Origin of the sequence: Paenarthrobacter ureafaciens, from assembly GCF_004028095.1 — a bacterium.
Lineage (GTDB): Bacteria > Actinomycetota > Actinomycetes > Actinomycetales > Micrococcaceae > Arthrobacter > Arthrobacter ureafaciens.
Map to the genome: position 1 here is coordinate 1 of NZ_SBHM01000009.1, position 26,603 is coordinate 26,603.

Genomic DNA, 26,603 nt, shown 5'->3' on the forward strand with positions numbered 1-26,603 from the left:
CGATTCTTACCCCTCGTTATGCTCTAGCTCACTGTCTTCAGTATGAATCCCGGCGCCGCCTCAGTGGGTCGTGCAGCTTCTGCCGTACATGAACGCAGGTGCGGTTGGCTTCAACCGTGAATCCATGTATGTGTGCGGAGGAAACACGGCGGAGTTCATTGAAGCTGATGGCGAAGTTTCTTGACTAATCAGTCCCGACGGAGGTGAAGGCATTGGACAAATCAGCTGATGCAAGCACATTCCACTGGGCGGACCAGTGGCAATCGTTGCTAGGAACCGGGATTGGAGTTCGACTGATTGGACTCCGTTGTTGCCAAGGATTGGTGGACGACTCAATGCCTCATGTGTCAGGTCGGGGGCCTCGCAGGTGTTGCCGGCGCACAGGCCATCACCGGGGGGGGTGCACCGAGGCACCAGTGGGCCTATCGGTCTGGAAGCGGCGGGCGGGCGAACCTCCGCGTGCAGATCCAAGCTCATTCAACTCCCTCTCTTGGCCTTCAGTCACAGGCCAATATGCCTCAAGGCTCGTTCTGGACCAATTGGCGATTGATGACGATAGGAAACACATGACCTTTCCTCAGGCCCCACACGTAGAGGCCCTTGAAAACCTCCTTCACGAGAACCGCAAGTTCGCGCCATCGGCAGAGTTCACCGCCAACGCCGTGGCAACAGCTGACGCCTATAAAGAGGCTGAGGCCGATCGTCCCGCATTTTGGGCGAAGCAGGCCCGTGAGCTGCTGACGTGGAGCAAGGACTTCACCGAAGCCCTGGATTGGTCCAACCCGCCCTTTGCCAAGTGGTTTGTCGGCGGCGAAATCAACGCTGCCTACAACGCCCTGGACCGCCACGTCGAAAACGGCCTGGGCGACCGCGTTGCCATTTACTTTGAGGGCGAACCCGGCGACACCCGCAGCTACACCTATGCGGAGCTGACCGAAGAGGTGAAGAAGGCCGCCAACGCTTTCGAATCCCTCGGCGTGGCCAAGGGAGACCGTGTGGCCGTGTACCTGCCCATGATTCCCGAGGCTGTCATCACGCTCCTTGCCTGCGCCCGTATCGGTGCTGTTCACTCCGTGGTGTTCGGCGGGTTCTCTGCCGACGCCCTGCGCTCCCGCATCGAGGACGCCGAAGCCAAGCTGGTGGTCACTGCCGATGGCACCTACCGCCGCGGCAAGCCCTCCCCGCTCAAGCCCGCCGTGGACGAAGCCCTCAGCAAAGAGGGTCATACAGTCCAGAACGTCGTCGTGGTCAAGCGCAACGGCGAGGACGTCAACTGGGTCGAGGGCCGCGACCTGTGGTGGAGCGAAACGGTAGACAAGGCCTCAACCGAGCACACCGCCGTCGGACATGACTCCGAACACCCGCTGTTCATCCTGTACACCTCCGGCACAACCGGTAAGCCCAAGGGCATCCTGCACACCACCGGCGGCTACCTCACCCAGGGCGCCTACACGCACAAGTCCGTGTTCGACCTCCACCCGGAGACGGATGTGTACTGGTGCACGGCCGACGTCGGATGGGTCACCGGCCACTCGTACGTCACCTACGCGCCGCTCATCAACGGCGCCACCCAGGTCATGTACGAAGGCACCCCCGACTCCCCGCACCAGGGCCGCTGGTGGGAAATCGTGGAGAAGTACAAGGTCTCCATCCTCTACACAGCCCCCACCGCCATCCGTACGTTCATGAAGTGGGGCCGGGACATCCCGGACAAGTACGACCTGTCCGCCATCCGCGTGCTGGGCTCGGTGGGCGAATCCATCAACCCCGAAGCCTGGATGTGGTACCGCGACGTCATCGGTGGCAACGCCGGCAAGAACGGTGAAAAGAAGGAGAACCCGGCGCCGATCGTGGACACGTGGTGGCAGACCGAAACCGGTGCGCAGATGATCGCACCGCTGCCCGGCGTCACCGCTACCAAGCCCGGCTCCGCCCAGGTTCCGCTTCCCGGAATCGCTGTGGACGTCGTGGACGAAAACGGCGAGTCCGTGGCCAACGGCGAAGGCGGTTACCTGGTGGTGCGCGAGCCGTGGCCTTCCATGCTCCGTGGCATCTGGGGCGACCCCGAGCGTTTCAAGGACACGTACTGGTCCCGGTTCGAGGCCATGTACTTCGCAGGTGACGGCGCGAAGAAGGACGAAGACGGCGACGTGTGGCTCCTGGGCCGCGTGGACGATGTCATGAACGTCTCCGGCCACCGGCTCTCCACCACCGAGATCGAATCGGCGCTCGTCAGCCACCCCTCCGTCGCTGAAGCAGCCGTGGTTGGTGCCGCCGACGAGACCACCGGCCAGGCCGTCGTCGCGTTCGTCATCCTCCGCGGTGACGCCGTGAACAACGGCGACGAAACCGTCCTGGAACTGCGGAACCACGTAGGTAAGGAAATCGGCCCGATCGCCAAGCCCAAGCAGCTCCTGATCGTGCCGGAACTGCCCAAGACGCGTTCGGGCAAGATCGTCCGCCGCCTGCTCAAGGACATCGCGGAAGGCCGCGACACCGGCGACGCCACCACCCTGGCAGACCCGGGAATCATGACCCAGATCGCGGAATCGCTGCGCAAGTAGCGTCACCTGCCATTGCGACTTTTCGCCCAGGGCGCGTCCTGCGCCACCAATGAAGAATATTCAGAAGGAGTAGCCGATGGCTGGTGGGGCCGAAATCTTTCCACAGCTCGATGGTCCGGAGCGACAATCCAACGGGAGTGGAGACGCCATTCGTTCCGAAGCCACGCCCATGCGAGAGCACGTGCTGGACATTATCAGCTCCATCCTTGCCGACGATGATCCGCGGAATCGAAGCGGCAGAGACAGGCTCCGCCGACTGCTTGACGCTCGTCCAGATAACCCTGAGGGAGCCTTGCTGGAGCACCTGCTTGAAACACGGAAAAACACCGCACAGGAATCCCGGACGGCAGCCCGAGAGGAAGCCATTAGCCTGCACTTTGATTCACCGGATACGGATCAGACCGTAGCAGTTCCGGTGCACCACGAGATTCGTGAACATATTCAGGCAATCCTCGCTGCGAAGCTTTTACTGACAGCTTTCCAGCCCGTCCATTCTCTCCCCGACAAGAACGTCGTGGGGGTAGAAGCACTGACAAGGTTCGTTGGAGAAGACGGCGCCGGCGCAGACGTCTGGTTCAATGAAGCCGCGGAAGCAGGGTTTGGAACTGAATTGGAAATAGCTGCCCTGCATTGTGCCCTGACGGCGGCCAAGGCCATTCCCCACGGCATGTATCTCGCATTAAACCTAACGCCTGCAACATCGCGCGATTCAAGGGTTCGGGCTCTTCTAGCTTCGGCAACCCTGCCGCCCAATAGGATCATTGTCGAGCTCACTGGAAGCCTCCAAGCGGCGGAAGGGTATGACGGCCAGGAAGGACTGGGCCCACTTCGTGCAGCGGGGCTTCGCTTGGCTGTTAGCGCTTCTGGAGCCGCCTTCACGTCCTTCTATCGGATTGCCGAGCTGCGCCCTGACATCATCAAACTGGATCGTCACCTGATTAAAGGCATCGATCACAACGAAGGACAACGGGTGCGCGCCCGAGCCGCCATTTGGCTCGCGCGCCAACTTGGTGCCACCGTCGTGGCGGAGGGAATCGAAACGACGGGCGAACTCAATGAAGTTATTGGACTGGAGGTAACTGCAGCCCAGGGTTATCTGTTCGGACGGCCTTCAACACATCCGCTGGATTGGTCGGAATGGCGTATTCGCAGCCAGCCTGAGGCGCAGCCCGCCCTATAGCCAGATCAGAGACTCCACGACGCTTGATGTCGTAAGGGAATTGTAGCCACGGGAGAGGTTTGTTGCTTGCTGGGCCCTTCAGGCGCAGGCGAACGCACCTTGCTGCGCTGCGTCAATCACCTCCAAAGCATCGATGGCGGACAGTTAATGGTGGACGGCGAAATCATCGGCTACAAAGAAAAGGCCGGAAAACTGCATGAGATGCGCGGTCGCGACATTGCACGCCAACGTGCATCCATCGGCATGGTGTTCCAGCACTTCAACCTGTATCCGCACATGACAGCTGAACAGAACGTAAGTTTGGCGCAGGTGGCCGTCCACAAGATCGAGAAAGTGGATGCCCAACATCGAAGCCGGAAATTGTTGGACCGTGTAGGGCTAAGCGCCAAGACTGGGAAGTATCCACGCCAACTGTCTGGCGGCGAACAGCAGCGGGTGGCCATCGCTCGGGCACTGGCTATCTCCCCGAAGCTCATCCTCTTCGACGAACCGACCAGCGCACTGGACCCGGAGCTGGTCGGGGAAGTGTTGGAAACCATCCGGGCGGTCGGCAGCCGAGGGAATCACGATGATGGTCGTCACCCACGAAATTGGCTTCGCTCGAGAGGTCGCCGACCGGGTCGTCTTCATGGACGGCGGCGTCGTCGTGGAGCAGGGCCCGCCAAGCCAAGTGCTGGAAAGACCGATCGAACCACGGACTGCGGCATTCCTGGAGAGAGTGTTGTGATTCGTTGCGCGCAGGCGTTTGCCGCCAAGACAGGACTGTGCCGAGGTAGGCCGCCTGCGCGCTGGAGGTGACGTTAACCAATGTCCAGGTTGGAGAACACTACGTCCACGTCCAGGTCGCGCTCCAAGACTCCTACACGGGAGTGCCGGCCCTGAACGGAAGATTGCCTATTCAGCCACCCACACCGACGTACTCATGCTAAGTCAAAGCATTTTCAACGAGGGGAGATTCGCCACGATTGGAGGGGACGATCCTTGACAGGGTCAAGAACGGCTGCACTGAGCGATGCGCGGACATTCACGGGCGTGTTGTAGCCTTCTCTCGGTTCTGAGGGGTTCGTCGTGAGGGGCCGCTGGGTGGCGAGGATGGTGGAGGCTTCCTGACGGGTGGTTCCGGAGGATTCGACGTCGGCCAAGGCGGCGGGGATTTCCCAGCCCTTCTTGCGCATCGCGGTGGCCCACAAACGCCCGGCCCGGTACGAGGAGCGCACCATCGGCCCGGACATGACACCGAGGAAGTTCTGGTGGTCCACGAACTCCTGCGGCTTGACCCACCGGTCCACCGGCAGGTGCCGTGCGGAGGGGCGCAGGTACTGGGTGATCGTGACCAGGTGAGGAAATCCAATGAAGGCTTCTTGGTCAGCTCTTATCGTTAGTTCCGGTAGCCGCGGTGTACTTGGCGTCCCCACTGTCCTACATCGCTTTTTCGGGCCATGGGCTGCAAGCCGGCAACCAGTGATGGGGGCAAAAAGGACGTGTGGACAGTAGTCTCGTTGGGACTCCGAGACTTGCCGCTGCTGCAGAGGAGCGGATGCGGCGACTGCGACTTCGTCCTAACAGGGGCGCGGTCGCCGCTGCGTACTCGACCACTTAGACGACGGACGGGAGTTCACGCAGTTACCTCTACCCCGTGCTTCTAGGGCCGATAACCGTGATTCCATCAGCTAGCGGAGCGGTTGAGATCGCCAACGCGTGAGCGGCTTCAGCGACAGGACGTTGTTGTGCACCGGCGTCAGGCTAGGGCTCGACTTTGTGTTAGCTGACGCTGAAGCACGACGTTCATAGATCCCAACCTGACAGATGGACAGGGCCTGAAAAGACCGGGAAAGCCCGATAACTGGGCATAGGTCCAAGGAACTTGAAACATTTGAGTCAGCACGGGGTCTTCCGGCGGCCGAATCACACGATCTGATCGCCGGCGCATCTTCGAGCCGCCCGGGCAACAGCAGGTATTTTGGTCGCCTTGTTCCGAATTTTTCTAGGAAAACTTGGTTCTCTCGTGCACCGGTGGTTTGGCGGTGCTACGGAGTACCTCGTTCACGTCGTCCGGAATGAACATTTGCCTGCCGCCAGCGGTGATGAGCCACATGACATCGCCGTGAATAGAGATCAGGTCGACAGTGCCGGCGAGGCTGGTTCCGTCGATTAAGCTCAGGGAGACCTGATCGTCCTTATGTAGTTTTCGCAAGATGGCGCTAAACGCTTCAAGAGACATCGCATCCGCTGGCCTCTTAGTGTCCGTGAGTCGCGGTTCTAAGAATCGTCTAGGTTTCATCGCATTCCTCTTACTACGGGCTTCGCTGTTCAGGATGTTCATCCGCTGTACCGCGGCAGGAGGCGCTTGGAGCTGGGTGGGAACCGGAACCTTCCAAGTTGCGAGCATCGGAAGGTTCCGGTGATTTGGGAGCCGTGCTCAAAGCCGAGATCACCGGCTTGGGGGCGTTGCGAGTCAGTCTGTCTCCGGGCCGTGGCAGAAGTGACAGTCGTCGTCGCAGGTACTTGTCGCCATCGTTGTAGTCCTGTCTTGCACAGTCTCACCTACGCCGGGTTTGCCATGTTCTGCACCACTTATCTTCTGGGCAGCAGGATTTTCTTCTTGCCGACGGGCTTCGATCGTACTAGTTATCATGGCGTTCAATTGGAAAGTGAAGGGTGTTCAACAGGTTCAGAAAGTCCTGGGCAGGTCGTGCAGCGTGATCCCGAATGTTCTCTTCAAGAAGAATTTCGCCAAGCCTCACGACGGCGCTAACCGTAGGGACATCCACCCGGACTGCTGCGGCCAGTTCCGCCATGGGGGCGAAAGAGGACCGCAGCTCGTGACGCAGAAACCGATGATGGAAGCTTGAAGGAAGCGCGGCTGTCTGACTGGACAGGGTATTGACCTGCTCTCTCAAACTGAGACCTTTTGGCGCATCGGGGCCGCTGTATCTGGCCTTCAGCTCCTGCACTGGCATAAGTCCGAGACCCAATGCCGCGCCCAGCCGTTGACGGTCTGCATCCAGGGCGAGGAGGAGTCTGCACACGCTGTCGCCGAACCCTTCGACATAAAACCTTGTTGCGTCTGCCCGCTCGACGCTCATCGCATTGAGAAGCATCGGTGGAACGTGGAACAAGGCGTTGATACTCGATAGTGCTACAGCAGCCGGATTCCCCAGTGAAAGCCGAGGGAAAGTCGATAGAGCCAGCTCAACTGTCTCTCCAGGCGTATTCGGTCCTAGGAAGCCTGCCAACACGTCATGCTTCTCTGCTCGCACTGCGCTCAGGTTGCCGCCCACCAGGAAAGCACCGACATGGAGTACGTTGGAGGGGTCATAACCAAAGTGGCGCGCCGCCTCGACCGCTTCAACGGCGCCGGTCACTCCACCTCCGACGATGACCATCAGAGCTGGTGAAGCAATCCGTAAAACGTCCTGCAATCCGGTCCTCACATCCTCGCCCTCGGCAAAGACAATCCCGATTACTGATGTTCCGGTCGTGAGCTCATCGATCCCGTGTAGGACCACCTTGCGTGAATCCCCGAAGTATTCGAACTCGTATGGTCCCGGAGAAACTTTGTCCGACAGGAGACACACCCTGTGGTCCCGGGCCGCCAGAGTCAGGGCAGTAGCAGCGGCATTTGCCTCATTGGACCGGATAACGATGTCAACCATTGTCTTCTTTCATAAAATCGCGGCGGCTTATGAATCTGGATACTGTGTCTAGCCAAGGTGCCCTGGCAGGTAGGTAACCAACTGAAACGGGGGCCAAGGAACCCTGCTCGATTAGGAGCCATGATGCTGTATGATCGCCGAAAGGTGTGCGGTGACAGCAAACGATTTTCGGGGCAGCGGGGGAGTGGTTCAGCCAACGTCGGTGGCGAAACCACTCCCGCATCTCTTCTAGAGCGTGACGAACCGGGACAGGCCGAAGGCCTCCAGTGAGGGGTGCCGGTTCCCCGTAAGGACCTCTTCTGCGACAGATGCTGCAAGGTGTGCCGAGAGTGTTACCCCGCTATGTGTGGCTACCGCGTATATAGAGGGGAGGTCGGCGACTCGGTCGGCGATGGTGAGACCGTCTTCAGGCAAGACCCTGATGCCGAGGCTGACGTTTTCTGTGGCTACGTTTTTCAGGGCAGGGTAGAGCTCGCGGGCACGCTCGAGCAACAGCGCCGGGACTGTCCAGATTCGTGGGTCATCGATGTCCCATTTGCCGCCTGTAGGATGGTCGGCGAAGGTTATGCCGCCGTTGCGGGCGGGCCGCATGGCGATGCCTGTTGCCCGTACGATGTGGCGCATTCCAGATGCTACCGGTCCGGTGGTGCTGATGATTCCGATGCCGGCATTCTTCGCGCCGCCTTCGGCTCCGCTGACCGATGGCTCGAGGGTGGGGAAATCGAAACCAGCACTAGCAAGTATCTTTCGGTTTCCGTTGCCCGCGGCCAGAATAATGGTGTCTGCCTCATACTCATGCGCAGCGCCGTCGGGGGTTTGTGTTGTCACACGGTTTGGCAGAATATCGGTGACGGTTTCGTAGGGGGCGAAGGTTGCGCCTGCCTCCATGGCTCGATTCAGAAGGCTGGAGCACATGGTTAGTGTGTCTATCCACCCTTCCTTCGGGTAGAGGGCACCCCCGGCAAGGCGTGGAGCTTCGAGTGCGGGTTCGAGTTCCCGTACTTGAGCAGGCGTTAGCAGGCGCACCTGGTAGCCGTTGGATGCGAGCTTATCGACTTTGTGGTGGAGGGCTCCGAGCTCGTCGTCGCTTTGTGCGATTTGCACGTTTCCGGTTTGGTGGAACCAGCGTCCGCCGCCTCGTGCGGCTGAGCGTTCGTGGGCTTGAAGGCCGAGGAGATTGAGGTTGCTGTATTCCTCGGGGCTTTTGTTGTTGGAGTTCACCCAGGCGAATGTGGCCGCACTGGTAGCTGATCCGACTTCGGCGGCGTCAATGACGGTGACGGAAGCGCCCCGGCGGGCTAGTTCATCTGCGAGGCAGCAACCTATGACTCCGGCCCCGATGACGAGTACTTTGTGTTGCACGACTGATTTCAGCCTTTCTGGGTCTTAAAGTGCCCCGACGGATGCGAAGAACTTTTTTGCTCGGGGTGTTGTGGGGTTGTGAAGTATGTCTTTGGGCGCTCCGCGCTCGATGACGCGGCCGGCGTCCATCATGACCACTTCGTCGGCGACATCTTCTGCGAATCGCATTTCATGGGTGACGATCATCATGGTTGATCCCTGTTCCGCGAGGCCCTTCATGACTGCCAGGACTTCTGCGACAAGTTCGGGGTCAAGGGCGCTGGTGGGTTCGTCAAAGAGCAGGACTTTTGGTTCCATAGCGAGAGCGCGGGCGATGGCAACGCGCTGTTGTTGGCCGCCGGAGAGCTCGCTGGGGTAGTGATCCATTCGGTTGCCCAAGCCAACTTGTTCGAGTACCCGCCGACCGATAGATTCGGCGTCCTTCTTCCGCAGGCCCTTCACGATCATTGGTGCAGCCGTTACATTTTCCAGGGCCGTGTAGTGCGGGAAAAGATTGAAGTGTTGGAACACCATGCCGAAATTCAGGGTCTGTTTACGCCCAACTTTCTTTGACACGGGCACACGATGGCCATTGCGGACTTCGTGCCCGATCATCTTGCCTTCGAAAAAGATCGCACCCTCATTGATCTCTTCCATCATGTTCACTGTGCGGAGCAGGGTGCTCTTACCGGATCCGGATGGGCCGACAAGGCAGGTTACTGAACCGCTGCGGATTTCCAGGCTGACGTCGTCTACCGCTTTGAGGGCGCCGAAGTGTTTACTCACTCCGACGAGTTGAAGCAGCGGTGTTTGTGTTTTAGGGGCGGTTGTCATTTCAGAGGTTTTCCTTGCCTGCGTTCTCGAGGGCTGCTGGCTTCGGGCTGCTGGGATTGCGGCGTGCAAAGCCACGCCCGAACCGCTTCTCCAGCCGTGACTGGCCGAACATCGCGATGCTAGTTAGCACCAAGTACCAGATGACCGCTACGACGAGGAGGGGAATGGTCTCGAAGTTGCGGGCGTAAATGGTCTGCACTGTGGTCAAAAGTTCTGTGTAACCGATGACCGAGACCAGCGACGTGCTCTTGAAAATCGTGATGACGTCATTGGCCAGGGACGGGATAATGACGCGGATCAGCTGTGGTCCCAGGATTTTCTGATAGGCCCTGAACGGCGGAAGACCAAGGGACTTGCAGGCCTCAAACTGACCTGAAGGCAAGGCCAATATGCCGCCGCGGAAAATCTCGGCTGAGTAGGCGCCCAAGTAGATCGACAGGCCGATGATTGCGGCGCTGAACCGAGAGATGACCTCATTTGCCGGTACGGAGGCGAAAGTCGGGCCGAAAGGGATCCCGATTCCCAACGTAGGTGCAAGTGCGCCGAAGAAGAACACGAAGAGGAGCATGACCAGCGGGGGCATGGCTCGCATCAACCATATGTACAGGATTGCAATTGTTCGCAGCACAAGCAAAGGGGACATGCGTGCCCACGCGGTGATCACGCCCAGAATCAAACCGAAGAATGTCGTGAGGAGCGTGAGATAGATCGTGTTCAACAGGCCATTCATGATGATCTGGCTGAACAAGTAGGAGAAGACTACATCCCATTTCCAGTTGTTATTGAATGCGATGAACTGGAGGGTTGCCAGCCCCAGATACACCGCCAGGGCGATGCTGACCCATTGTGCTACGCCGATTCTGGGCCTGATTTTGAGGCCAGCCAGATCAGCCGGTGCCCTTGAAACTGTAGAAGCCTGCGCTGTCCGCCGCCTGGTCAAAAGACTGGACATTCTACTTGCCTCCGAGCCTGTTGGTGCTGTTCACATGCATGTCAGGGATTCCGAAGTCTTTGAGACCCCATTTGTCCAGAAGAGCGTCGTAAGTGCCGTCCTCGACCAGCTTGAGCAGAGCAGCGCGAAGCGCGTCCCGGAGCTTGGGGTTGTCTTTGTTGATGCCGATCCCAAGGACGCTTTTTTGTTCCTGGTATACGATCTTAAAAGCGTCGGGGTCGGTCTTGACGTTGTACGACATCTGCGGAAGGTCGCCCCAGTAGGCGGTTGCGGCCCCGCTCTTCACTGACAGGATCCCGGCGCCAGAGTTCTGGTAGCCATTGACTTCCAGCTTGGCTGCTCCTTTTTCTGCGCAGGCCTGGGCGTATTTCTCCAGGTTGCCCTGCTGGGATGTGCCGCGGGCGTACCCGATGCTCATGCCGCAAAATTGCTCCGGCGTGACCTGGTCTTTTTCGAAGTTCTTGCTGGCGATGATCGCCGTACCGTTTTTCAGGTAGTCGATAAAGTCAATTCGGGTTTGCCGTTCGACAAAGTCAGCGACAGAGGCGATGGCGTCATAACGTTTGGCTTCCAGTCCGGGAACCATGGCATCGAAGGTGCCCTCCTGGAACTCGGCTTCGGTGCCGAGCACTTTAGCTGCTGCCCTAAGGAGCTCGGGGTTCAGCCCCGTGATCTTGCCGTCGCCGTCGACGAACTTGACCGGAGCCACGTCTGCATTGATTGAGATTGTGAAGCCACCCTTTTGGCGGATTTCTTCGGGCAGCATCGCGGCGATGGTGTCGTCCTTCTGGACCGCCGCAAGGATGTCGGTGCTGCCCGATTGCTGGGCGCCAACATTGTCGGTGGGATTCGCGCAAGCGCTCATCCCGAGAATGCCCGCCACAGAGGCGAGAGCCAGGACTGCAAGTCGTCGTTTCATTGGGGTGTGCTCCTGAAAATTTTGTTCTTTCGCCCAGGGATGAGGTCCTCGGGCTTCTTAGTGGCTTGGTTCGGAGTATTCGACGTAGAACTCGAGGGCGTCAGGGCGTAGGTAATACGCCGCGGATTCCGCGATTTGACCGTTGGGCTGCCACATCATGCGACGGCGTCGCAGGACCGCGACCCCTGGTTCGATGCCGAGCAGGTCCGCGTGGCGGGGTTCCAAGAGGATGGGGTCGAAGTACATTCGCGATCTTGCGATTGACACTTTGTTCTTTGCGAAATGTGCCCTGACTGACAGGCTTTCGAGCTGTTCTTCAAGCAGCCTGGGAGCCAGGGAGAAGGGGATGGCGACGACCTCGATGACGATTGGGGTGTCGTCCTGGTCGTGCCTGACACGGACCAACTGTGTAACAGGGTCATCGTCATCGAGGCCGGGTACTTGCACCTCTGCTTTGCCGGCCGACATGATCTCGCCGGAGATCACAACCATGCGGCCGGGAATACCCGCGCTCTCGATCCGAGGATCCAATGAGCGAAGCAGGTTCACCTGGCGGGCACCTTCTGCGACATGAGTGCCCAACCGCTTCTGACGCACGACCAGCCCCGCTTGAGCGAGATCGTTCAAGACCCGCTGAGCAACCGAACGGCTAACGCCATGCTCGGCCTGCAGTTCGGCCTCAGTCGGCATCCTTGCCCCTGGTGGCAATTCACCGGACTGGATCTTCGCTTCGAGGCCGGTGCGGATCTTCAAGTGAAGTGGCGTGCTCATGTATTGACCGTACAATTAAGTAAATGACCGGTCAATAGATTTCTTCAAAAAATTGTCCTCGACATCACAGCTTCCAGGCGTGCGACCCCTGGTTCGATGCCGAAAAGATCTGCGTATCCGCCGGCCTGACGGCCTACTCCGTTGTTGCCAACCCGGCCATCTTCCAGCAGGCCGGCGTCCCCATGCCGAGCGTCCCGCGCGGGTGGCCGCCATGACCGGCTCCGATGCGCCTTTTCCCCTGCCTTCTTTGATATCGCCGCCGCGAACCAAGCACTGGCCAAGCCTTTCAAAGTCCCCGAGCAAGGTGAAGGCCGCCGCAATCGGCCGTGATCTAAAGCCCCATCCACGACACTCCCGGTAAGTTTGACTACGCGGGACTGTCCGATAAACGGTGTGTGGGCTCCGGCGGTTTTCATTGTTTGATGGTTCTTTCGAACCGTCCGGCGAACGTTATGGCGAACGCGTTGAGCGCGGGCTTCCACCTCATGGTCCAGCGTGCTCTTCCGCCGCCTGTTGGATCAAGGGATCTGGTGACCAGATACAGGCATTTCAGGGCAGCATTCTCGTTCGGAAAGTGGCCTCGGGCCCTCACGGCCCTGCGGTAGCGGGCGTTGATCGATTCGATCGCGTTCGTCGTGCAGATCACCCTTCGGATCTCGACGTCGTATTCCAGGAACGGCACGAACTCCGCCCAGGAGCACTCCCAAAGCCGCACGATTGCCGGATACCGTTGTCCCCACTCTTCCGTGAATTCAGCGAACCGGTCTTTGGCTGCTTGCTCGGACGGGGCGGTGTAAACGGGTTTGAGTGCCTTTACGATGCCGTCGCGGTGTTGGCGGCCGGCATAGCGGAAGCTGTTTCGGATCAGGTGAACGATGCATTGCTGCACGATCGTGCGTTCCCATGTGGTCGTGATCGCTTCCGGCAGGCCCTTGAGCCCGTCGCAGACAGCGATCAACACATCTTCCACACCCCGGTTCTTCAACTCGGAGAAGACCTGCAGCCAAAACCGGGCACCCTCGCCACCGTCACCGGCCCAGATACCCAGGATGTCCCGTTCCCCGTTCGCGGTTACTCCCATGACGACATAGAACGGGGTGTTGCGTACCTGCCCGTCACGGACCTTGACCACGATCGCGTCAACGAAGAGCACCGGATAAACCGGATCCAGCGGCCGGGAGGACCATTCAGCCAGTTCGGCTGCGACTTTCTCCGTGATGCGGCTGATGGTGTCTTTAGAAACTCTGGCCCCGTAAACCTCCTCGAAATGCGCCGCGATCTCCCCTGTGGTCAGCCCTCGTGCCGAGAGCGAGAGCACGACCTCGTCGATCCCGTCCAAACGCCGTCTCCGTTTCGGCACGATCATCGGCTCAAATGACCCGTCCCGGTCCCGGGCACCTCGATCTCAACCGGGCCGATCTCGGTCAGCACGGTTTTTGATCTCGTGCCGTTACGCATGTTCGCAGCGACCGGTTTCTGGCCATGCTCATGCCCGAGGTGCTCGGTCAGTTCCGCGTCCAGTGCGGCTTCCAGGACGTTCTTCGTGAGCTGGTTCAGTAGTCCGCCAGGGCCCACCAGGCTCACGCCCTGTTCCTTGGCCTGCGCGAGCAACCGCTCCGCAAGCTCCTTCTGGTCAATGATTTCTCCCGTCACAGGATCGATCATCATCCCTGTCATCTCGGTCGCGGATTCTGACACGGCCGTCTCCTTCGGATCAGGCCGAACCCCACACACCGTTATTCAGACGGTCCCGACTACGCCGATATGGACGTTTCGTTAAGCTGTGGTTCGCCGTCAGGGCATGTCGAGCCGGTTTCTGTAGGCGGTGTTTTTGTTGGTGTTCCATCCTGCGATGATGCCGGCTCCGAGCATGTGGTCGGTGAGGCGTGCGAAGCGGTATCCGGGGTCGGTGTCGAGGGCGAGTTGGAGGTATTGGTGGGCTTTTGATCCTCGGCCTTGCCACCAGTTGATGTATCCGATGGTGGTGAGGATGGGTGCTGCGTGTTCTGGTGCTGTGAGGGTGTAGGTGTGGGTGAGGAGTTGTTTGGCCCATTCGATGCGTGACCAGTCGGGGGCTTGGGTGGTTTGGGCGAAGAGGATGTGTTCGGGTGGTTCGTTGATGCCGGGGATGTCTGCCATGAGCCGGTCCCGGATGTGCGGGAATTGGTAGTAGGCGATGAGCTTCAGGGCGTCGTGGTGGGTGGGGTAGTCCTTGGTCTCCAGCATGCTGGTCCAGAGCTTGTGGCCGTCCTGGGTAGCGGCCGCTGGTGGTCCGTTGAGGATGGTTTCCTTGTGGTGTTCGACGGCGGTCGCGTGCTCTCGCTGGTCGGTCGCCGCTGGAAGACTGACTTGGTTGGTGGGTTCGATGGTGCTGCCGCGGTAGATGAATTCTGCGTTGACTTGCGAGTACTCGGTAGTGCTGAGGGGTATGGCGATGTTGTTACCTGGCACCGCGTCGTAGGGGGAGTAGGTGGTGTCTGTGACGTAAATGCCGTCGCGGATGGTGATGCCTTCCCTTGCGAGGACTCCGGTGAGGGCGGCGATGGTGGCCCGGTGCGGCCGTACTTCTCCCGATTCTGGGGTTTTGGTGGTGTAGAGGGCAAAAACGATGCCGTTGGCTCGTTCGTCGGTCGTGAGGTAGGCGGCGACGGTTTGGGCGAAGTGGATCTCCAGGCCTTGTTGCTTTGGGAGGTCGATGCGGAGGGTGGCGCCGACTTTGTCTTTGTCGAGGGTGATGCAGACGAGGCTTTCTGTTGGCCAGAAGCCGAGGGTGTGGCCGATGAAGCTGAGCAGGTCGGCGGGGTCCTTGATTGTGAGCGCATTCATTGTCCTGTCTCCTCGTGCGTTCTTGACCGGTGTTGACGGGGCCCGTTCTGCGGGAGCTCCAGCTATCCATAGGCGTTTGACAGGCCAGCACTATGACCGGAGTGCGCCGCAGCCGGTATCGGGCGGCGAAGCGACCGGTCGAGCCAGTGCCACGGCGAAGGGAATCCACGAAGATGGGGCGCAGTCATAGCGGGTTGCTTGGTTGCGCTTGCTGACACGAACGCGTCCACGGGGTTTGTTTGTGGAAGCTTTTGTGCAGAGCCTGGGCCCTTAGCCGGAAGGCCGAAAGAGGGGAGTGGAAGATTCGAACATATGCGCCGTTATCGGTGATGCTCGGTGGTGTCGGGGCGGGGTGACCGGAGCTGACCTATTAGTCCCTTTGCCCAAGAGTATTTGCCACGCACGGGGCAAGCCCCCGTAGGACTCGTAAAACCGTGGGAGAAGCCCGCGCAGGGGGCTGTTCGCGCACGTTTGTGCAGTTAACTGCACCTAGGTTTGATCAGAAGGTCGTATTGCAGATAAACCTCGAGTTTGTCGAAAGAGTTACTGGAGACCCCATGCACGTTCTCCGCAGGGTCCAAAGAGCCAACGGCCCGCACTGTACTTGGCTGATTCCATCTCGCCTGCAATGGCTCAGCGTATGATGCGATTGTGGCCAAGGCGGTGGAGATGAACACTGACGATGCGTTCCCGACGCTGTAGCTGGGCTCTAGCTATCCCGGGCATGTAGGCCGGGAGGGCTCATCATTGCGACCCAGACCGTCGCTGCCGCGCGCCGTCCCGTCAGTGTGGCCGTGTAACCAGACGGTCTACGGCGGGGAGCTAAATGGACACTGACAGACGCAGTGCGCATAGCACCGGACGGCGAAATGATGCGGTCCCGTCAGCCTCACCGCCGCTTGACACTGATACCTGTTGGCTATTTTCTAGGGCCAGCTGTACCGATGGAGTTCGTGGGGGCGCCGGTTCATGAAACCATTCCAGAACTCCCCTGTCGCTTGAAGGAGTTTGAGGTGATCCCAGAGGCGATGCGTCGAGACAGCGCTGTCAGCCAAGGATGCCAGTGCAGATTATGAGTCAGCAACTTCAGCCTCGGCCGTACTGATACGGGCCCCTGAAGGTCTAACCGCCTAGCACGCTATCAACTGCCGAGTGCGGCCGGGGAGCTCCATATGTGCTCTCATGTCAAACCGCACGATGGAAACCTAAAGATTGACGACGGGGCAGGCAGACTCTGTCGCGGATGAATTGTGCCAGCTGAGTCAGCGAATGCATCAGAATCGTGGTCTCGACTGTCTGATTTATTGCGCAGGGGTATGGCGAAGGCCGCGCCTGGAATTCAAAGCGGACCTATATTCAGCGATGGCCGACTTCGGACAGAACGGGGACTGGTGGCAACGGCGGAGTGAATCCATAGGTCGTTGACCGTAAACCGTTGTTGGCAGCGACGTCCATTTGATCCGGAACTCAACGTCAAAATTTTGCTCCATGTGCGCCCCCGCCGCCCCGAGTTCCGAACCGTCCGGTCATCGCTCAGCGGCTACGATCCAGTCGACGGGCAGTTGTGAACGTTGGCAGTTGCGTGCGACCGGGATCGACGCGCTAATCGGGGTAGCGTAATGTTCTAACGGCATCAGTTTGTAGGTGGTCTAGGTCGCTGCAATCGCGTTGATAGCTGGATTACAGCGACCTCGTTGAACTGCCACTCGCTTAGCAAACGAAGGTGGTAATGAGAGAAAGTAGATCATGAAAGCATTTCGGTTGTCTTCCTTCGCGGAACTAGATCCGGATTCTGGCGAACCAACACTTGAGGTGAACTTCGATGCCGGGCGACCCGATTCACCAGGAGCTGGTGAAGGCACAGCATCGTGGACAACCATTCTCACGGGCCGAAACGGGGGTGGTAAGAGTAGAACGTTGAGGGCTGTAACGTCATTGTTGGCTGGGAGCCGTGAAGGTCGCCTTCGAACTCGAGGAGCGAGAAAGCTCTGGGAGGTTCGCTACTCGGTTGGCGATACTCAATACTTAGTACGAACTGATCGGCGCGAGAAGGTTGCTGTCTTCAAGGATGGGGTAGAGGTGGCGATCGAACAGGCGGAATTCCCATCCAGAATTATTGCTGCAAGTGCTGCGGCCAACGATAAGTTCCCAAATGCTCGCCGGTATCCTCTGCCTGATGATTATTACTACTATTTTGGACTAAGAGATGCGACGGGCAGGGCGTCCGGAATCGCGCCCCTTCTATCTGCACTTCAAGCGCTCAGTGCGGCGGAAGCGGGAGACGCGCGGAGAATAAATGCGGTTGCCACTGTATTTAGGCTTCTTGGATACCGGGAAGTGCTGACGCATCGTTACGGTTGGCGGTATTTGAGGCACCTACGTCAGGGTGAATCACCGTCAAGTCTCTACGTGCAAGGTTCGTTAGGGCCTGATGCACGCCATCGAATTGAAGGGCTACTTCGCCACGATCCTGACGTTTTGGAAAAGCTGGATGCTGCGGTTGCGTCAGCGAAGATTACTTCGTCGAAAAGCCTATTCTGGGAGATTGAAGCCGACTTCTCAAAAGAAAACATCGGTGCTAAGTCGAATGCAAGCCGCGAATTTTCAGATTCCAATTTGTTGCGGCGTGCCGGTTTGATTCGTCTCGAGTCAGTTATCTTGAAGAGGCTCGGAGACGGAGCCTTGCTTGATCTCCGCGAAGCTAGTTCAGGGCAAATCTCTCTTGCCACCACATTCTTAGGTATTGCAGCATCGATAACCGATGGCGCACTTGTCTTGATAGATGAGCCGGAGATAAGTCTTCACCCAGAATGGCAAGCGGCCTATCTAGGCCTTGCGCAGCGGCTATTCTCGAGTTATACGGGATGCCACTTCTTGGTTGCTACACATTCCCCCTCCGTCGTTGCGGGCATGTCCGAAACCAACGCGAATGCTGTTTCGTTGGATCTGGCGTCTGTTGGCCCGGAAGTAAGTTCCAACTACGGCGGGGACTCTGTCGACGAATTGCTTGTACGAGAGTTTGGGGTTTATGAGAGCGGCAATCTCTTCTTGCAGAAGGAGTTGGCAAGAGCGCTTGATTTGGCCTCAGTCGGGGAAATATCCAGTGATGCGTTTCGGCATGCAGTTGAGGTGATATCTCCTGCAGCGATTGAGCTTAAGGACGAGCCGTTCGGAAGGCTCGTTGCAAGCCTACTCCGCGCGGCAAAGCATGCCGACGACAGTGAAGTGGGTTCCGTTTCGCGATGAGTTCTATGGAATATGAGTACCTGCCCGAAGACTCCCAGGCGCTTCGGTCACACGTCGGAGATGGTCAGGATTTGTGGGGTGCTGACTGGGGTGCATCGGATTTGGAGCCCGTACGAAGTCGGTTGAAGAAGTTTCACATGGCCAATGAAAGTCAGCGCTGTGTGTACTGTCGCCAGCAGATCATTGACCAGCATGCGATCCACTGGAACATTGATCATATTGTGCCGAAATCAGTCGTCCCAGATTATTCCTATTTCCCGAAGAACCTAGCTCTTTGTTGTTGGGGTTGTAACCAGGCAAAAGGAAAAGCAGATCCTCGCACTAGACAGGCCGTTAAGCACGCCTCGTATCCCTCTGAGGCGCGACACTATGAGGCATACCACCCCTATTTTGATGAGTGGGAGGATCACTTTTATATGGATGAAGATTCACTTGTAATTATTCCTCGGAAAGGCAGTGCTAAAGCGAAGAAGACGATTGAAATGTGTCGCCTGAAGCGCTTGGCTGAAATTAAGGCTCAACTCGCAATGGATGCGAAAGAGAGTCGCGCCATCGACACAATGCGCGAATTGATGGGTAAGGGGAATCAGAGCTTGATCCTGAAGTTTATTGCAGCCCTAGATGACTTTAGTGGGTCGAAGGCGGAATTTTCGCAGTTGGTTCGGGAAATGCAAATTACGGGTTCTTGATAGGAGCGGGCGGCTCGCATAGTTGATATGTTTGTCCGTTCCGCGCGGCGCTCTTTAGTCATTTAGAGTTGAGCTGCTCTTTTATAAGGCGGGTGCCACGGCTTGGCGGGATCGCAGGGGCGGATGGAGCAGGAGGCTTCTTCCAGTCCCAACATATGCGCCACAATGATCGATGTGGAAGATGTCGGCGGCAGGGTGATATGCGTGGGCCGAAATTCGCGATTTGGGTCTCTCTCGATGCATGAGGAGAGTAACTTTGCCACGGCGAAGTGATCGGCGGCATAGTGTAGCCGTGTCATCGCAGCCGTCAGCCGTGACTCTCTGATCCTGAGGCGGCCAGTGAGGTGACGCGGCCTCTGGGCTTGGCAGTTGACTGACTTCTCTCAAGGTCATCACAAAATGGCTGGTTATGGCCAAACGATTACAGCGGACTGCACGTTTTTGAGTCCTACGGCGCGGAAGCAACTAGTGGGCCGACGTGTCGCTGTCCCCAGCTGCCGAATTGAGCAAGTTCAGTTCACCCGGTACTTCGAATACGTTTCTTAAGAACTGAGTGGTGAAGCTTAGCGCACGACTTACCTCCTGGGGACTCAACGTCTCGTCCGAATAGTGAGCGCCGATATTGCCGAGTTTTCGCACGTGAGTGAGAACGTCTCCAAAGTCTCGAGTCACCAAGCCGTCTGCAATCATCTGTTCGACGCTCTGTACCAGTGTCCGTTTGCTTGCACCCTTGTGGGCTGCGGCCGCCTCCAGGGTACGCCGCAGTTGAACAGCCGCGGCGTCCGGAACTCCGGCTTCCATGACTCGTAGAGCATCGACGAAGAACTTTTCAACATCCTCCGGGAGATGGTTGATCTGGTACTGCCTATGCTCCCCTTCCGGTATCGCTCTCAGTTCGCGTACCTCCCAAGTGTTGGGGACTGGTTGCTCATCAGAGTGGTTATTGGTCACAAGAATCTCCACCTCGACAGAGACTACGCCCGCACATCGAGGGCAAGCCATAACTAGCCAAGTTCGCTTAGCATAGTTGGCGCTTCGAATACCAACTCGGGACCACATGGGGTGCATTGCGGCGTGCTTGACCCCGCACCACGGACAATCTCGGAAGTATGCCTCTTGAACCTTCATATCAACACAGTAGTGTCCTCTGTGGTCCACTTGGCGGAGACTTGCTAGCGATGCAGCCTGTTAGGATCCAAGGACGTACTTGCGCTGTTTTCTGAGACCGCACTCACGGATGCTTTTGCTTCGGTGTAAATGAGCAAGATCAACAGCTTGTCGCTGAGGCGCAAAAATAAGTGTGGACAATGTCCACACTTTCCGCCTCGGACTGGCTTGTACAGCCGTCGGACTGGTCCGGATTCCGCATGTTTCCGCCGCTTCCCAGTGTTTTCAAGGCTAGGAATCCCGTTCGAGTCCCACCTCGGGCACGGCATAACCCCTCGTCAGAGGGGTTTTTTGCTTTTAAGTGTGGACAAATGTTGACAAGTCCCTCGGATTTGGGAGTCCCGGATGGTGCCTGGCCGCCGGGAACGGCCTGTTCAGTTTGGGTGGGGGAGCGGGGTCAGTGCCCGGGCGTGTGGGCGCTCCGCTGGCTCTACGCTGGGGTCATTCGTGTTCCTTCTTTCTGTTCTGTCCGGTAGGTCTGGAGTGGCCTACACATGTTCATGAGCCCGGGGGACTGGGTACGACATGACTTCGGAAGATTTCTGTTCGTCGGTTCAGCCATCGGATATTCCTCCCCTCACGGCACCTAAGAGTCGCTTTGCAGGGCCTAAGTGGGTGTGTACATCTGCACACTGACGTCTGTTTTGTTGCTGACCGCGGTCTGCTCTTTTCTTGCAGTCACGTGTCCATTCCGCTCGCCGGATGCGGCCACATGACCTAGGCCAAATCCGTGTTGCTCTGCCGGTGCTTCGTTTCGCGGCTGGTAGGCAGTCGCATTACAGCGACGAGGGCGCCAGGGCTGTCTTGCCTCGAGTCCAACGGAATGTCCGGTTGAGGTCTATGACCTTGGGTTTCTGCCGTCTTGCTGATTTCAGCTGCGAATGTTTCGGCTTGTGCGGGACTTGATCCGGGGGGCAAGCGGATGAACTCTACCCCGCCGTAGCGTCCTGTAAGGTCGGTCAGGTGGAGTCTGGCTAGGCAGACGTCGGCGATCCGCGAAGGGCGTTGTCCCCGGCGTCATGACCGTGGGTGTCGGTGATGGCTTTGAATTGGTCGAGGGCGGCCATGGTGAGTGTGCCGGTGCCGGGGATGACGGTGTGATCGGCGAAGGGCTCGGCGGCCAGATCCAGGAAGGCCTTGCGGTTGAGGAGGTTCGTGAGGTTGTCGTGCGATGCGACCACGCGCAGTGTACGTGTTGCTGCACGCTGCTGAGGGCGGACATGCTGGTGGAGACCACCACGAGCAGGACCATCGTGACCAGTGTGGTCACAGCCGAGCCGAAGACCGTGGTGAAGGTCTGTCCATCATGGCTTTTAACCATGCACGCGATCCAACGCAGGAGGTGGAAGGCCGCCAGCGACCCCGAGGCCAGGACCATGGGGATCCTGGCCGGGGATAGCCGGGCTCAAGTCGTCAGGGTTCGTAGGAAGCCATTCCGATGCCCACGCTCATGGAAGTTTCAGTCTGGTTTGTCGACCAAGTCATCGGCACCGTGCCGAAGGTCTTGGAGCCAGCCGATTGAACGGTTACGCCCGCCGATCAGTCAAGTCGGATTGGCGTTTCCAGCAATGGTGTAAAGCTCTACATATGCTGGTAACAAGCCGACGAAATCCCACTGCAGGCCCTATTCCGGGAGTACAGGCAGCGGAAGATTGAGGTCTGTTGATGGCCAGCAAGGGTGATTCGGCCCGGCCTGGAGTTCTGGCGTGGCCGGGGGCGGGGGAGAGGCTTTTCCGGTGGCCCCGTTGTGGAAGTCTTTCCCCGATTGCCCGATACAGGTGTGCATCTACGTCGGGGTCCGGTAGGGCTACCTGCGTCGGAGGACCGGTGGGGCAAAGCACGGCCAAGGGCTGACGTCGCTTGAGGATTTAAACTCTCGCCAATTCTCTCGTTGCGCAAGAGAAAATTGTTTTGCCGCGGGATGCCGCCGGGGAGGTCATCGATGCCGGGGTCCTCTTCCATGGCGCGGGCTTGCCTCTTATTTGCACCTTCCGGCTGGTTTCAGGGCTGGGGTCCGGACTTGGAACCTGCTGCAGTTGGTGGTCGGGCCGGCCATTGCGCGTCTTTAGCGACCAGGTCCTGCAGCGCCCAGATCAGGACTTGCTGCTCTCCGTCGGCTGGGTCCTGAACCTGATCCAGGTAAGCGCTGAAGTCCGAGCACCCGGTTTGTCCGCCATTGGACCAATAGTGGAGCCAGAGTTCGTCAGTACCGAGGTGATGCTGGTTCAGGTACTCGTGCGCCGCTTGCCTTGCGCTGTCCATGAGGTGCCTTCCGTGGTACCGGCGGCGGCCTCATAGAACAATCATCAGCCTCCTGATAGTTGAACTCTACACCTCCCTGCGGAAGCAAGCACCTGAAAGAGCACTATATGTTTTATCGCAGGGCCTAGGTCGGTGTCGCCATCGCCTTCTGGCGGTTACCGCCATGACAAGGCGCAGTGGGTGAGTTTCGACGAGTAAAGTGTTCGTGCGCTGCGGCCTTCTGAGCTGGGGGAGCACCCGCCCGTGAGCGAATCAGTCGGTGAACGCTGCTGCTGAACGATATTCAGCGAGGATTTTGTACCGGCGCAGCGTTAGTGAGGGTGGTCAGGTCCGTTGTCCATCAAGTCGTCGGCAACACGGCGAAGGTCTTGGAGCCAGCCGGTCGAATGATCGGGGGCAACTGAGTTGGCTTCAAAGTTTCCCAGCGCAGTAGCCATGTGTTCCAACGCTTCCGAAAGGTTGGCCTTGACGGCTGTGTATCCTTCCTCTGACCGAGGGTCCGATGAGGCCGCTGAGAGGTGCTCGGCCCCGGCTTTGATGACGAGTGAGGCTTCGTATTCGTTCATATGGCACCTCGCGGTTTCCTGACCGGGGAGCAGATATCTCCCGCGATCCCAACCGTACACCCATAGCAGGGGGATGCGCCTGCCGGTCAAGAAAGCAGAATTCCTGGCGGCGGGAAGGTCGGGGCGTCGGGCAGTACCGGCGGCTCGGGGGCATGAGGCGCTCGGGCTGATACTCGCATCTATGAGCCGGTGCCCAGTGCTTTGCCCATCAGTGGAGCTGTATCAGTAGTAGTCTTTTCGCGGTCCCTGCCGTGAGGAACGCGAGGGGAACGAAAGGAATGGAAGTTGGCACCTTGCCCCGGCAACGCGTCGGTTTTGAAGTTCTTGAGCAGCTGCGCGTCGGTCCGGTAACTCTACAAACCACCACCGGTGCCCGGATATGCTGAGAGCTTTTTCAACCCCGGGCCCGTGATGCCCCACCCCAAAGGGGGTCAAGGGCCCGGTACGTGTCCTCGTTGAGTTCACGGGTGACTGTACGCCCGAGAGCGCCAGCGAGCCTGACCCAAAGTCATCCTACGGGGGCCGCCTTGCTTTCTGTTTCCGCTCCGGGGACGTCGATTGCCCGGGCCCGAGGGGTCCGTTGCTGTAACGTGGTGGCCCTAAGGGGCTACCGCTCCGTTCAGGGGCTGACGCCATGGAACAACCCGCACCGCAGATCACAAGCCCTTCCGTGGTCGTGATAGACAACGCCCCTGATGTTCATGTCCTCCTTCGAGGAATACTGGGTGCGGCCGGCTTCTGAGTGTTCCCTTACCGGTCGGGTGTTGCCGGTCTCGACGGCGTGCTGCGTTTCCGGCCTGTGGCCATCATCCTGGATCTGACATTGCCCGATGTTTATGGCTGCGCCCTCATCGGGCGCATGAGGCGGATCAGTGATGCCCGCTTGATGATCCTCACGGCCCTTGATTCCGAGGCTGACACCGTGCAGGCCCCGGGAAGTGAGGTACCGCATTGAGGCTTTGCTGCGCAGGCCGGCCAGCCGGCAGTGGCAGCACCGGACAGACGGCGGGGACACGGGCGCGGGACGGGCTGGTGCCGGGGCGGCAGAGCCGGACCCTGGGTTCACGGCCCAGGCCGGGTCGCTGACATACCAGGGCATGGTGGTGAGCGAGCAGGACCGCACTGTGGGCCGGACCGGCGAGCAGGTCCACCTGACCCGGTCGGAATTTATCCTCCTTCAGGCACTTCTCCGGTCGGCCCCTAGGACTGTCAGCACCGGTGACCTGATCCAGACGCTGCACGATGAAGAGCCCAAGCAAGCGCCGTCGAGGAGTACGCACGATGCCCAGGCGATCCACGTCCATATCTCAAACCTGCGCCGGAAACTGGGCCCGCCAAGCAGCCATGGACAACGGATTGAGACCATCCGCGGAGCAGGCTACCGCATCAGGGCCGCCTGAAACCCCGGGCAGCCTCGCCGCATGGGCCGGCACGGGGCGTGGACAGAGGCCGGAACGTCAGATGAGGGCTGAGAGTGTGGTTGGGCTGCTTAGCGGGTTTCGTCGATCGCCCAGGTGAGGACTGTTCGGTCGAACTCCGGCCTTGTCCGCACCTCGTGAATATACGCGTCGAAATCGATCATGGAGGCGTTGCCGCGATTTCCCCAGTACCCGACCCACAAGCGTTCAAGGGTCGTGGCAGGCTCTTCCATAAGGAGCCGCGCGGTCCGCATCGGGTCGTTCATGGCCGCTCACCCCATAATGGTTACACCTTACCGGAAAATTATCAGGCACCTTACTAAAGGGTATTCTCCGCTTCCCGGAGAGGTAAAGAGAGCAGCGGACGGGGGCAACAAGTGCTGGTGGCCGCTGATGAGTGACGTACGGAGGTTGAGTTCTTAGGATGGTTCTCATGGAACCGACCGTGCACGCCGAGCATATCTTGAGCCTTCATGACCTTGTCACGGGCACCTCGGATATCCGCACCATCCTGGAGGGCGTGACGCGTTTCGCGGCGAAGGCCATGACCGAGGCTGCGGGGGCACCAATCGATTGCGCCGTGACGCTACGGCGGCGGAAACGGACCGCCACCGTTGCCGGCAGCAGCGACAGAGCGGTCGAACTTGATCGCATTGAACAAAGCCTCGGGCAGGGCCCGTGTCTGGAGGCCCTCGACCGTGGCTGCCCCGTGGTGTTAAAGGACGTGGCAACCGATGTTTCATGGCCCCAGTACAGCAAAGCCTTGGCATCAGCGGGCTGCCACAGCGCCCTGGGGGTCCCGATGGACCTGGGAGAGACCTCCGAGGCGGTGTTGAACTTTTTCGCCCCCGCACCCGGGTTGTTCACCGAAAGGGTGATCGATGAGGCCGCTGCTTTCGCTGACGTCGCCGGCAGTACCCTCCGCCTGGCGATCCGGATCGAATCCGTTGAACGACTCAACGAGGACCTGAAAGCTGCCATGGCCAGCCGGACCGTGATCAACCTGGCCAGCGGCGTGATCATGGCGCAGAATCAATGTTCCCCCGAAGAAGCTTTCAGGTACCTGCTGGCAGCCTCGAGCCATCGTAACCAGAAAATCCACGCCGTGGCCGAGTCCATCGTCTCCCGCTTCAGCGGGACCAGCATTCCCAACCTCCAATTCGATGATTAACCACTGAGACCACCTGCCATCCGGCAAGGGGCCCCTCATGCAGTCGGCACCATTAAGACTCCGGGCGCGGGATCGCAAAGGTTCCTGATGCACAGCCGGCATGACTCGTGACGTAGCGACCCATATTTCACAGGTGAACGTGGTGCCGGGGCCAGGAGGGATGCCGAGCCGTGCTTCGACGACGGCGTTCGGGTAGAGGGTCGGGCCCAGGGCAAGCCAAGGAAACGGCACCACTGCCGTGGCCGGCGGGGCCAGGAGGTTGCGGGTGTTCCTTGGTGAAGTCGCCTGCCAGGGCTTCAAGGATGCCGGAGAGCGAATGCGTGGAACGGGAATGTCGATGACTTCGCGGGAGAACTTGTGGGGGCGCCGGGGAGACTGCGGGATCCCCGCCGAAGACTTCGTTTTCGATTTCGTCATTGTGGTTCTCCAGCCCGAGGGTAATGTTCGGATTGATGCTGAAGGGAGCCCGGAAGACCACGGGCGCCTGCCCGCCGACAACGGTCTCCAGGATGGCGCAGGGCACAGCTTCGGGTCCCAATCGCAGCAGGTTCGCGTCGTTTCAGGCCTACGGCCCACCGGGCCAGGTGCGGGACCCGCGGTGCCGGACGTTGATGATGAAGTTCGGGGCCGACAAAGACGTGGAGTTGGCTGACTTCGATTTATTCGCGTGACTCGAGAGGGGCGGCCCGCAGGACCACGAACAGGCTCTCGTGGTCGCGTTCAGGCTTGGATCGGTGATGGGTCAGGACGGCGTCTTCAACGGCAGGTCGGTGCAGGTCGATTTCAGCGGCTAGGGACTGCGGCCCGGAAGCCTCTGGACGGACCAGACAGATCCATTCCCTCGAGCCGGGGAATGGTTCAGCTCAGGACGGTATCAGGCAGGGTTACGGGCGACGAGACCTGCTCACCGGCCGGATACGCCACTGTCGACCAGGCCGGGACGACCGGCGCGTAGGTGCGGATCGGTGGGTGGGCTCCTCCTCGAACTTCTGTTCCTTGCTGTACTGGTGGTCGGGGTCACTGCGTCAGATAGCGCGGCAG

General features: G+C 59.1%; 22 protein-coding genes and 2 pseudogenes. 8 read left to right on the forward strand and 16 right to left on the reverse strand.

What is annotated here, in order from left to right; translation table 11 throughout:
• Positions 1-566 precede the first annotated feature (566 nt).
• The 3 genes from acs to AUR_RS18680 all read left to right on the forward strand — a co-directional run bounded on the left by acs (position 567) and on the right by AUR_RS18680 (position 4,542).
• Positions 567-2,564: an acetate--CoA ligase gene (gene acs, locus AUR_RS18670; RefSeq protein WP_062096405.1), complete on the forward strand. Its 1,998-nt coding sequence runs from the start codon at positions 567-569 to the stop codon at positions 2,562-2,564.
• A gap of 76 nt (positions 2,565-2,640) precedes the next feature.
• Positions 2,641-3,744: an EAL domain-containing protein gene (locus tag AUR_RS18675; protein WP_062096407.1), complete on the forward strand. Its 1,104-nt coding sequence runs from the start codon at positions 2,641-2,643 to the stop codon at positions 3,742-3,744.
• A 66-nt stretch (positions 3,745-3,810) separates the two neighbouring features.
• Positions 3,811-4,542 (forward strand): amino acid ABC transporter ATP-binding protein, encoded by a 732-nt coding sequence (locus tag AUR_RS18680; protein WP_479680824.1) that lies wholly within the window; start codon positions 3,811-3,813, stop codon positions 4,540-4,542.
• A gap of 287 nt (positions 4,543-4,829) precedes the next feature.
• On the opposite strand, the pseudogene AUR_RS18685 reads toward AUR_RS18680, so the two are convergent.
• From AUR_RS18685 to AUR_RS18730, 10 genes and pseudogenes are all read right to left on the reverse strand, one after another.
• Positions 4,830-5,081: pseudogene (locus AUR_RS18685) on the reverse strand (lipoyl synthase); the annotation flags it as partial.
• 647 nt (positions 5,082-5,728) lie between these two features.
• Positions 5,729-5,965 (reverse strand): hypothetical protein, encoded by a 237-nt coding sequence (locus AUR_RS18690; RefSeq protein ID WP_128397276.1) that lies wholly within the window; start codon positions 5,963-5,965, stop codon positions 5,729-5,731.
• A 403-nt stretch (positions 5,966-6,368) separates the two neighbouring features.
• Entirely contained in the window at positions 6,369-7,400 is a 1,032-nt protein-coding gene (locus AUR_RS18695) for an NAD/NADP octopine/nopaline dehydrogenase family protein (RefSeq protein WP_062096412.1), read from the reverse strand.
• A gap of 228 nt (positions 7,401-7,628) precedes the next feature.
• Entirely contained in the window at positions 7,629-8,762 is a 1,134-nt protein-coding gene (locus tag AUR_RS18700; RefSeq protein WP_062096414.1) for an NAD(P)/FAD-dependent oxidoreductase, read from the reverse strand.
• Positions 8,763-8,786: 24 nt separating this feature from the next.
• On the reverse strand, positions 8,787-9,650 hold the full coding sequence (locus tag AUR_RS18705) for an amino acid ABC transporter ATP-binding protein (protein WP_277749652.1): 864 nt from the start codon (positions 9,648-9,650) through the stop codon (positions 8,787-8,789).
• Positions 9,577-10,515 (reverse strand): amino acid ABC transporter permease, encoded by a 939-nt coding sequence (locus AUR_RS18710; protein ID WP_164888705.1) that lies wholly within the window; start codon positions 10,513-10,515, stop codon positions 9,577-9,579. Before AUR_RS18710 ends, AUR_RS18705 begins: the two co-directional genes overlap by 74 nt.
• A 13-nt stretch (positions 10,516-10,528) precedes the next feature.
• Positions 10,529-11,446: an ABC transporter substrate-binding protein gene (locus tag AUR_RS18715; protein WP_082694574.1), complete on the reverse strand. Its 918-nt coding sequence runs from the start codon at positions 11,444-11,446 to the stop codon at positions 10,529-10,531.
• Positions 11,447-11,503: 57 nt separating this feature from the next.
• A complete protein-coding gene (locus AUR_RS18720) occupies positions 11,504-12,217 on the reverse strand; it encodes a GntR family transcriptional regulator (protein WP_062096422.1) in 714 nt (237 codons plus the stop codon).
• 412 nt (positions 12,218-12,629) lie between these two features.
• Positions 12,630-13,894 (reverse strand): annotated as a pseudogene (locus AUR_RS18725) (IS256 family transposase).
• Between the two features lie 117 nt (positions 13,895-14,011).
• On the reverse strand, positions 14,012-15,043 hold the full coding sequence (locus AUR_RS18730) for a DUF4192 domain-containing protein (RefSeq protein ID WP_062096427.1): 1,032 nt from the start codon (positions 15,041-15,043) through the stop codon (positions 14,012-14,014).
• 2,079 nt (positions 15,044-17,122) lie between these two features.
• Here AUR_RS18730 and AUR_RS18735 point away from each other — a divergent pair.
• Positions 17,123-18,289 carry an AAA family ATPase gene (locus AUR_RS18735; RefSeq protein ID WP_164888706.1) on the forward strand — a complete coding sequence of 389 codons (1,167 nt, stop codon included), beginning with the start codon at positions 17,123-17,125 and terminating at the stop codon, positions 18,287-18,289.
• A 137-nt stretch (positions 18,290-18,426) separates the two neighbouring features.
• On the forward strand, positions 18,427-18,978 hold the full coding sequence (locus AUR_RS18740; RefSeq protein ID WP_164888707.1) for an HNH endonuclease: 552 nt from the start codon (positions 18,427-18,429) through the stop codon (positions 18,976-18,978).
• Between the two features lie 465 nt (positions 18,979-19,443).
• Here AUR_RS18740 and AUR_RS18745 read toward each other — a convergent pair whose 3' ends face one another.
• The 4 genes from AUR_RS18745 to AUR_RS18760 all read right to left on the reverse strand — a co-directional run bounded on the left by AUR_RS18745 (position 19,444) and on the right by AUR_RS18760 (position 22,973).
• Entirely contained in the window at positions 19,444-19,929 is a 486-nt protein-coding gene (locus AUR_RS18745) for a DUF4145 domain-containing protein (protein ID WP_062096432.1), read from the reverse strand.
• A gap of 1,190 nt (positions 19,930-21,119) precedes the next feature.
• Entirely contained in the window at positions 21,120-21,326 is a 207-nt protein-coding gene (locus tag AUR_RS20625) for a GGDEF domain-containing protein (protein ID WP_062096434.1), read from the reverse strand.
• A gap of 820 nt (positions 21,327-22,146) precedes the next feature.
• A complete protein-coding gene (locus tag AUR_RS18755) occupies positions 22,147-22,407 on the reverse strand; it encodes a hypothetical protein (RefSeq protein WP_062096436.1) in 261 nt (86 codons plus the stop codon).
• Between the two features lie 311 nt (positions 22,408-22,718).
• A complete protein-coding gene (locus tag AUR_RS18760; RefSeq protein ID WP_128397277.1) occupies positions 22,719-22,973 on the reverse strand; it encodes a hypothetical protein in 255 nt (84 codons plus the stop codon).
• Positions 22,974-23,715: 742 nt separating this feature from the next.
• Here AUR_RS18760 and AUR_RS18765 point away from each other — a divergent pair.
• Positions 23,716-23,928, forward strand: coding sequence for a response regulator (locus AUR_RS18765; RefSeq protein ID WP_062096438.1), 213 nt, complete (start codon positions 23,716-23,718; stop codon positions 23,926-23,928).
• Positions 23,912-24,373, forward strand: coding sequence for a winged helix-turn-helix domain-containing protein (locus AUR_RS18770; RefSeq protein ID WP_128397278.1), 462 nt, complete (start codon positions 23,912-23,914; stop codon positions 24,371-24,373). The genes AUR_RS18765 and AUR_RS18770 overlap by 17 nt, the downstream gene beginning before the upstream one ends.
• A gap of 89 nt (positions 24,374-24,462) precedes the next feature.
• On the opposite strand, the gene AUR_RS18775 is transcribed toward AUR_RS18770, so the two are convergent.
• On the reverse strand, positions 24,463-24,657 hold the full coding sequence (locus tag AUR_RS18775) for a hypothetical protein (RefSeq protein ID WP_128397279.1): 195 nt from the start codon (positions 24,655-24,657) through the stop codon (positions 24,463-24,465).
• A gap of 167 nt (positions 24,658-24,824) precedes the next feature.
• On the opposite strand from AUR_RS18775, the gene AUR_RS18780 reads away from it, so the two are divergent.
• Positions 24,825-25,562, forward strand: a complete 738-nt coding sequence (locus tag AUR_RS18780; RefSeq protein ID WP_241650972.1) for a GAF and ANTAR domain-containing protein — start codon at positions 24,825-24,827, stop codon at positions 25,560-25,562.
• A gap of 127 nt (positions 25,563-25,689) precedes the next feature.
• Here AUR_RS18780 and AUR_RS18785 read toward each other — a convergent pair whose 3' ends face one another.
• On the reverse strand, positions 25,690-26,100 hold the full coding sequence (locus AUR_RS18785) for a magnesium transporter CorA family protein (RefSeq protein WP_128397280.1): 411 nt from the start codon (positions 26,098-26,100) through the stop codon (positions 25,690-25,692).
• Positions 26,101-26,603: the final 503 nt, after the last annotated feature.

Coding starts and splice junctions, on each gene's coding strand:
- acs (WP_062096405.1), top strand. CDS start 567: ATGACCTTTCCTCAGGCCCCACACGTAGAGGCCCTTGAAAACCTCCTT.
- AUR_RS18675 (WP_062096407.1), top strand. CDS start 2,641: ATGGCTGGTGGGGCCGAAATCTTTCCACAGCTCGATGGTCCGGAGCGA.
- AUR_RS18690 (WP_128397276.1), bottom strand. CDS start 5,965: ATGTCTCTTGAAGCGTTTAGCGCCATCTTGCGAAAACTACATAAGGAC.
- AUR_RS18695 (WP_062096412.1), bottom strand. CDS start 7,400: ATGGTTGACATCGTTATCCGGTCCAATGAGGCAAATGCCGCTGCTACT.
- AUR_RS18715 (WP_082694574.1), bottom strand. CDS start 11,446: ATGAAACGACGACTTGCAGTCCTGGCTCTCGCCTCTGTGGCGGGCATT.
- AUR_RS18720 (WP_062096422.1), bottom strand. CDS start 12,217: ATGAGCACGCCACTTCACTTGAAGATCCGCACCGGCCTCGAAGCGAAG.
- AUR_RS18730 (WP_062096427.1), bottom strand. CDS start 15,043: ATGAATGCGCTCACAATCAAGGACCCCGCCGACCTGCTCAGCTTCATC.
- AUR_RS18740 (WP_164888707.1), top strand. CDS start 18,427: ATGGCCAATGAAAGTCAGCGCTGTGTGTACTGTCGCCAGCAGATCATT.
- AUR_RS18755 (WP_062096436.1), bottom strand. CDS start 22,407: ATGGACAGCGCAAGGCAAGCGGCGCACGAGTACCTGAACCAGCATCAC.
- AUR_RS18760 (WP_128397277.1), bottom strand. CDS start 22,973: ATGAACGAATACGAAGCCTCACTCGTCATCAAAGCCGGGGCCGAGCAC.
- AUR_RS18775 (WP_128397279.1), bottom strand. CDS start 24,657: ATGAACGACCCGATGCGGACCGCGCGGCTCCTTATGGAAGAGCCTGCC.
- AUR_RS18780 (WP_241650972.1), top strand. CDS start 24,825: ATGGAACCGACCGTGCACGCCGAGCATATCTTGAGCCTTCATGACCTT.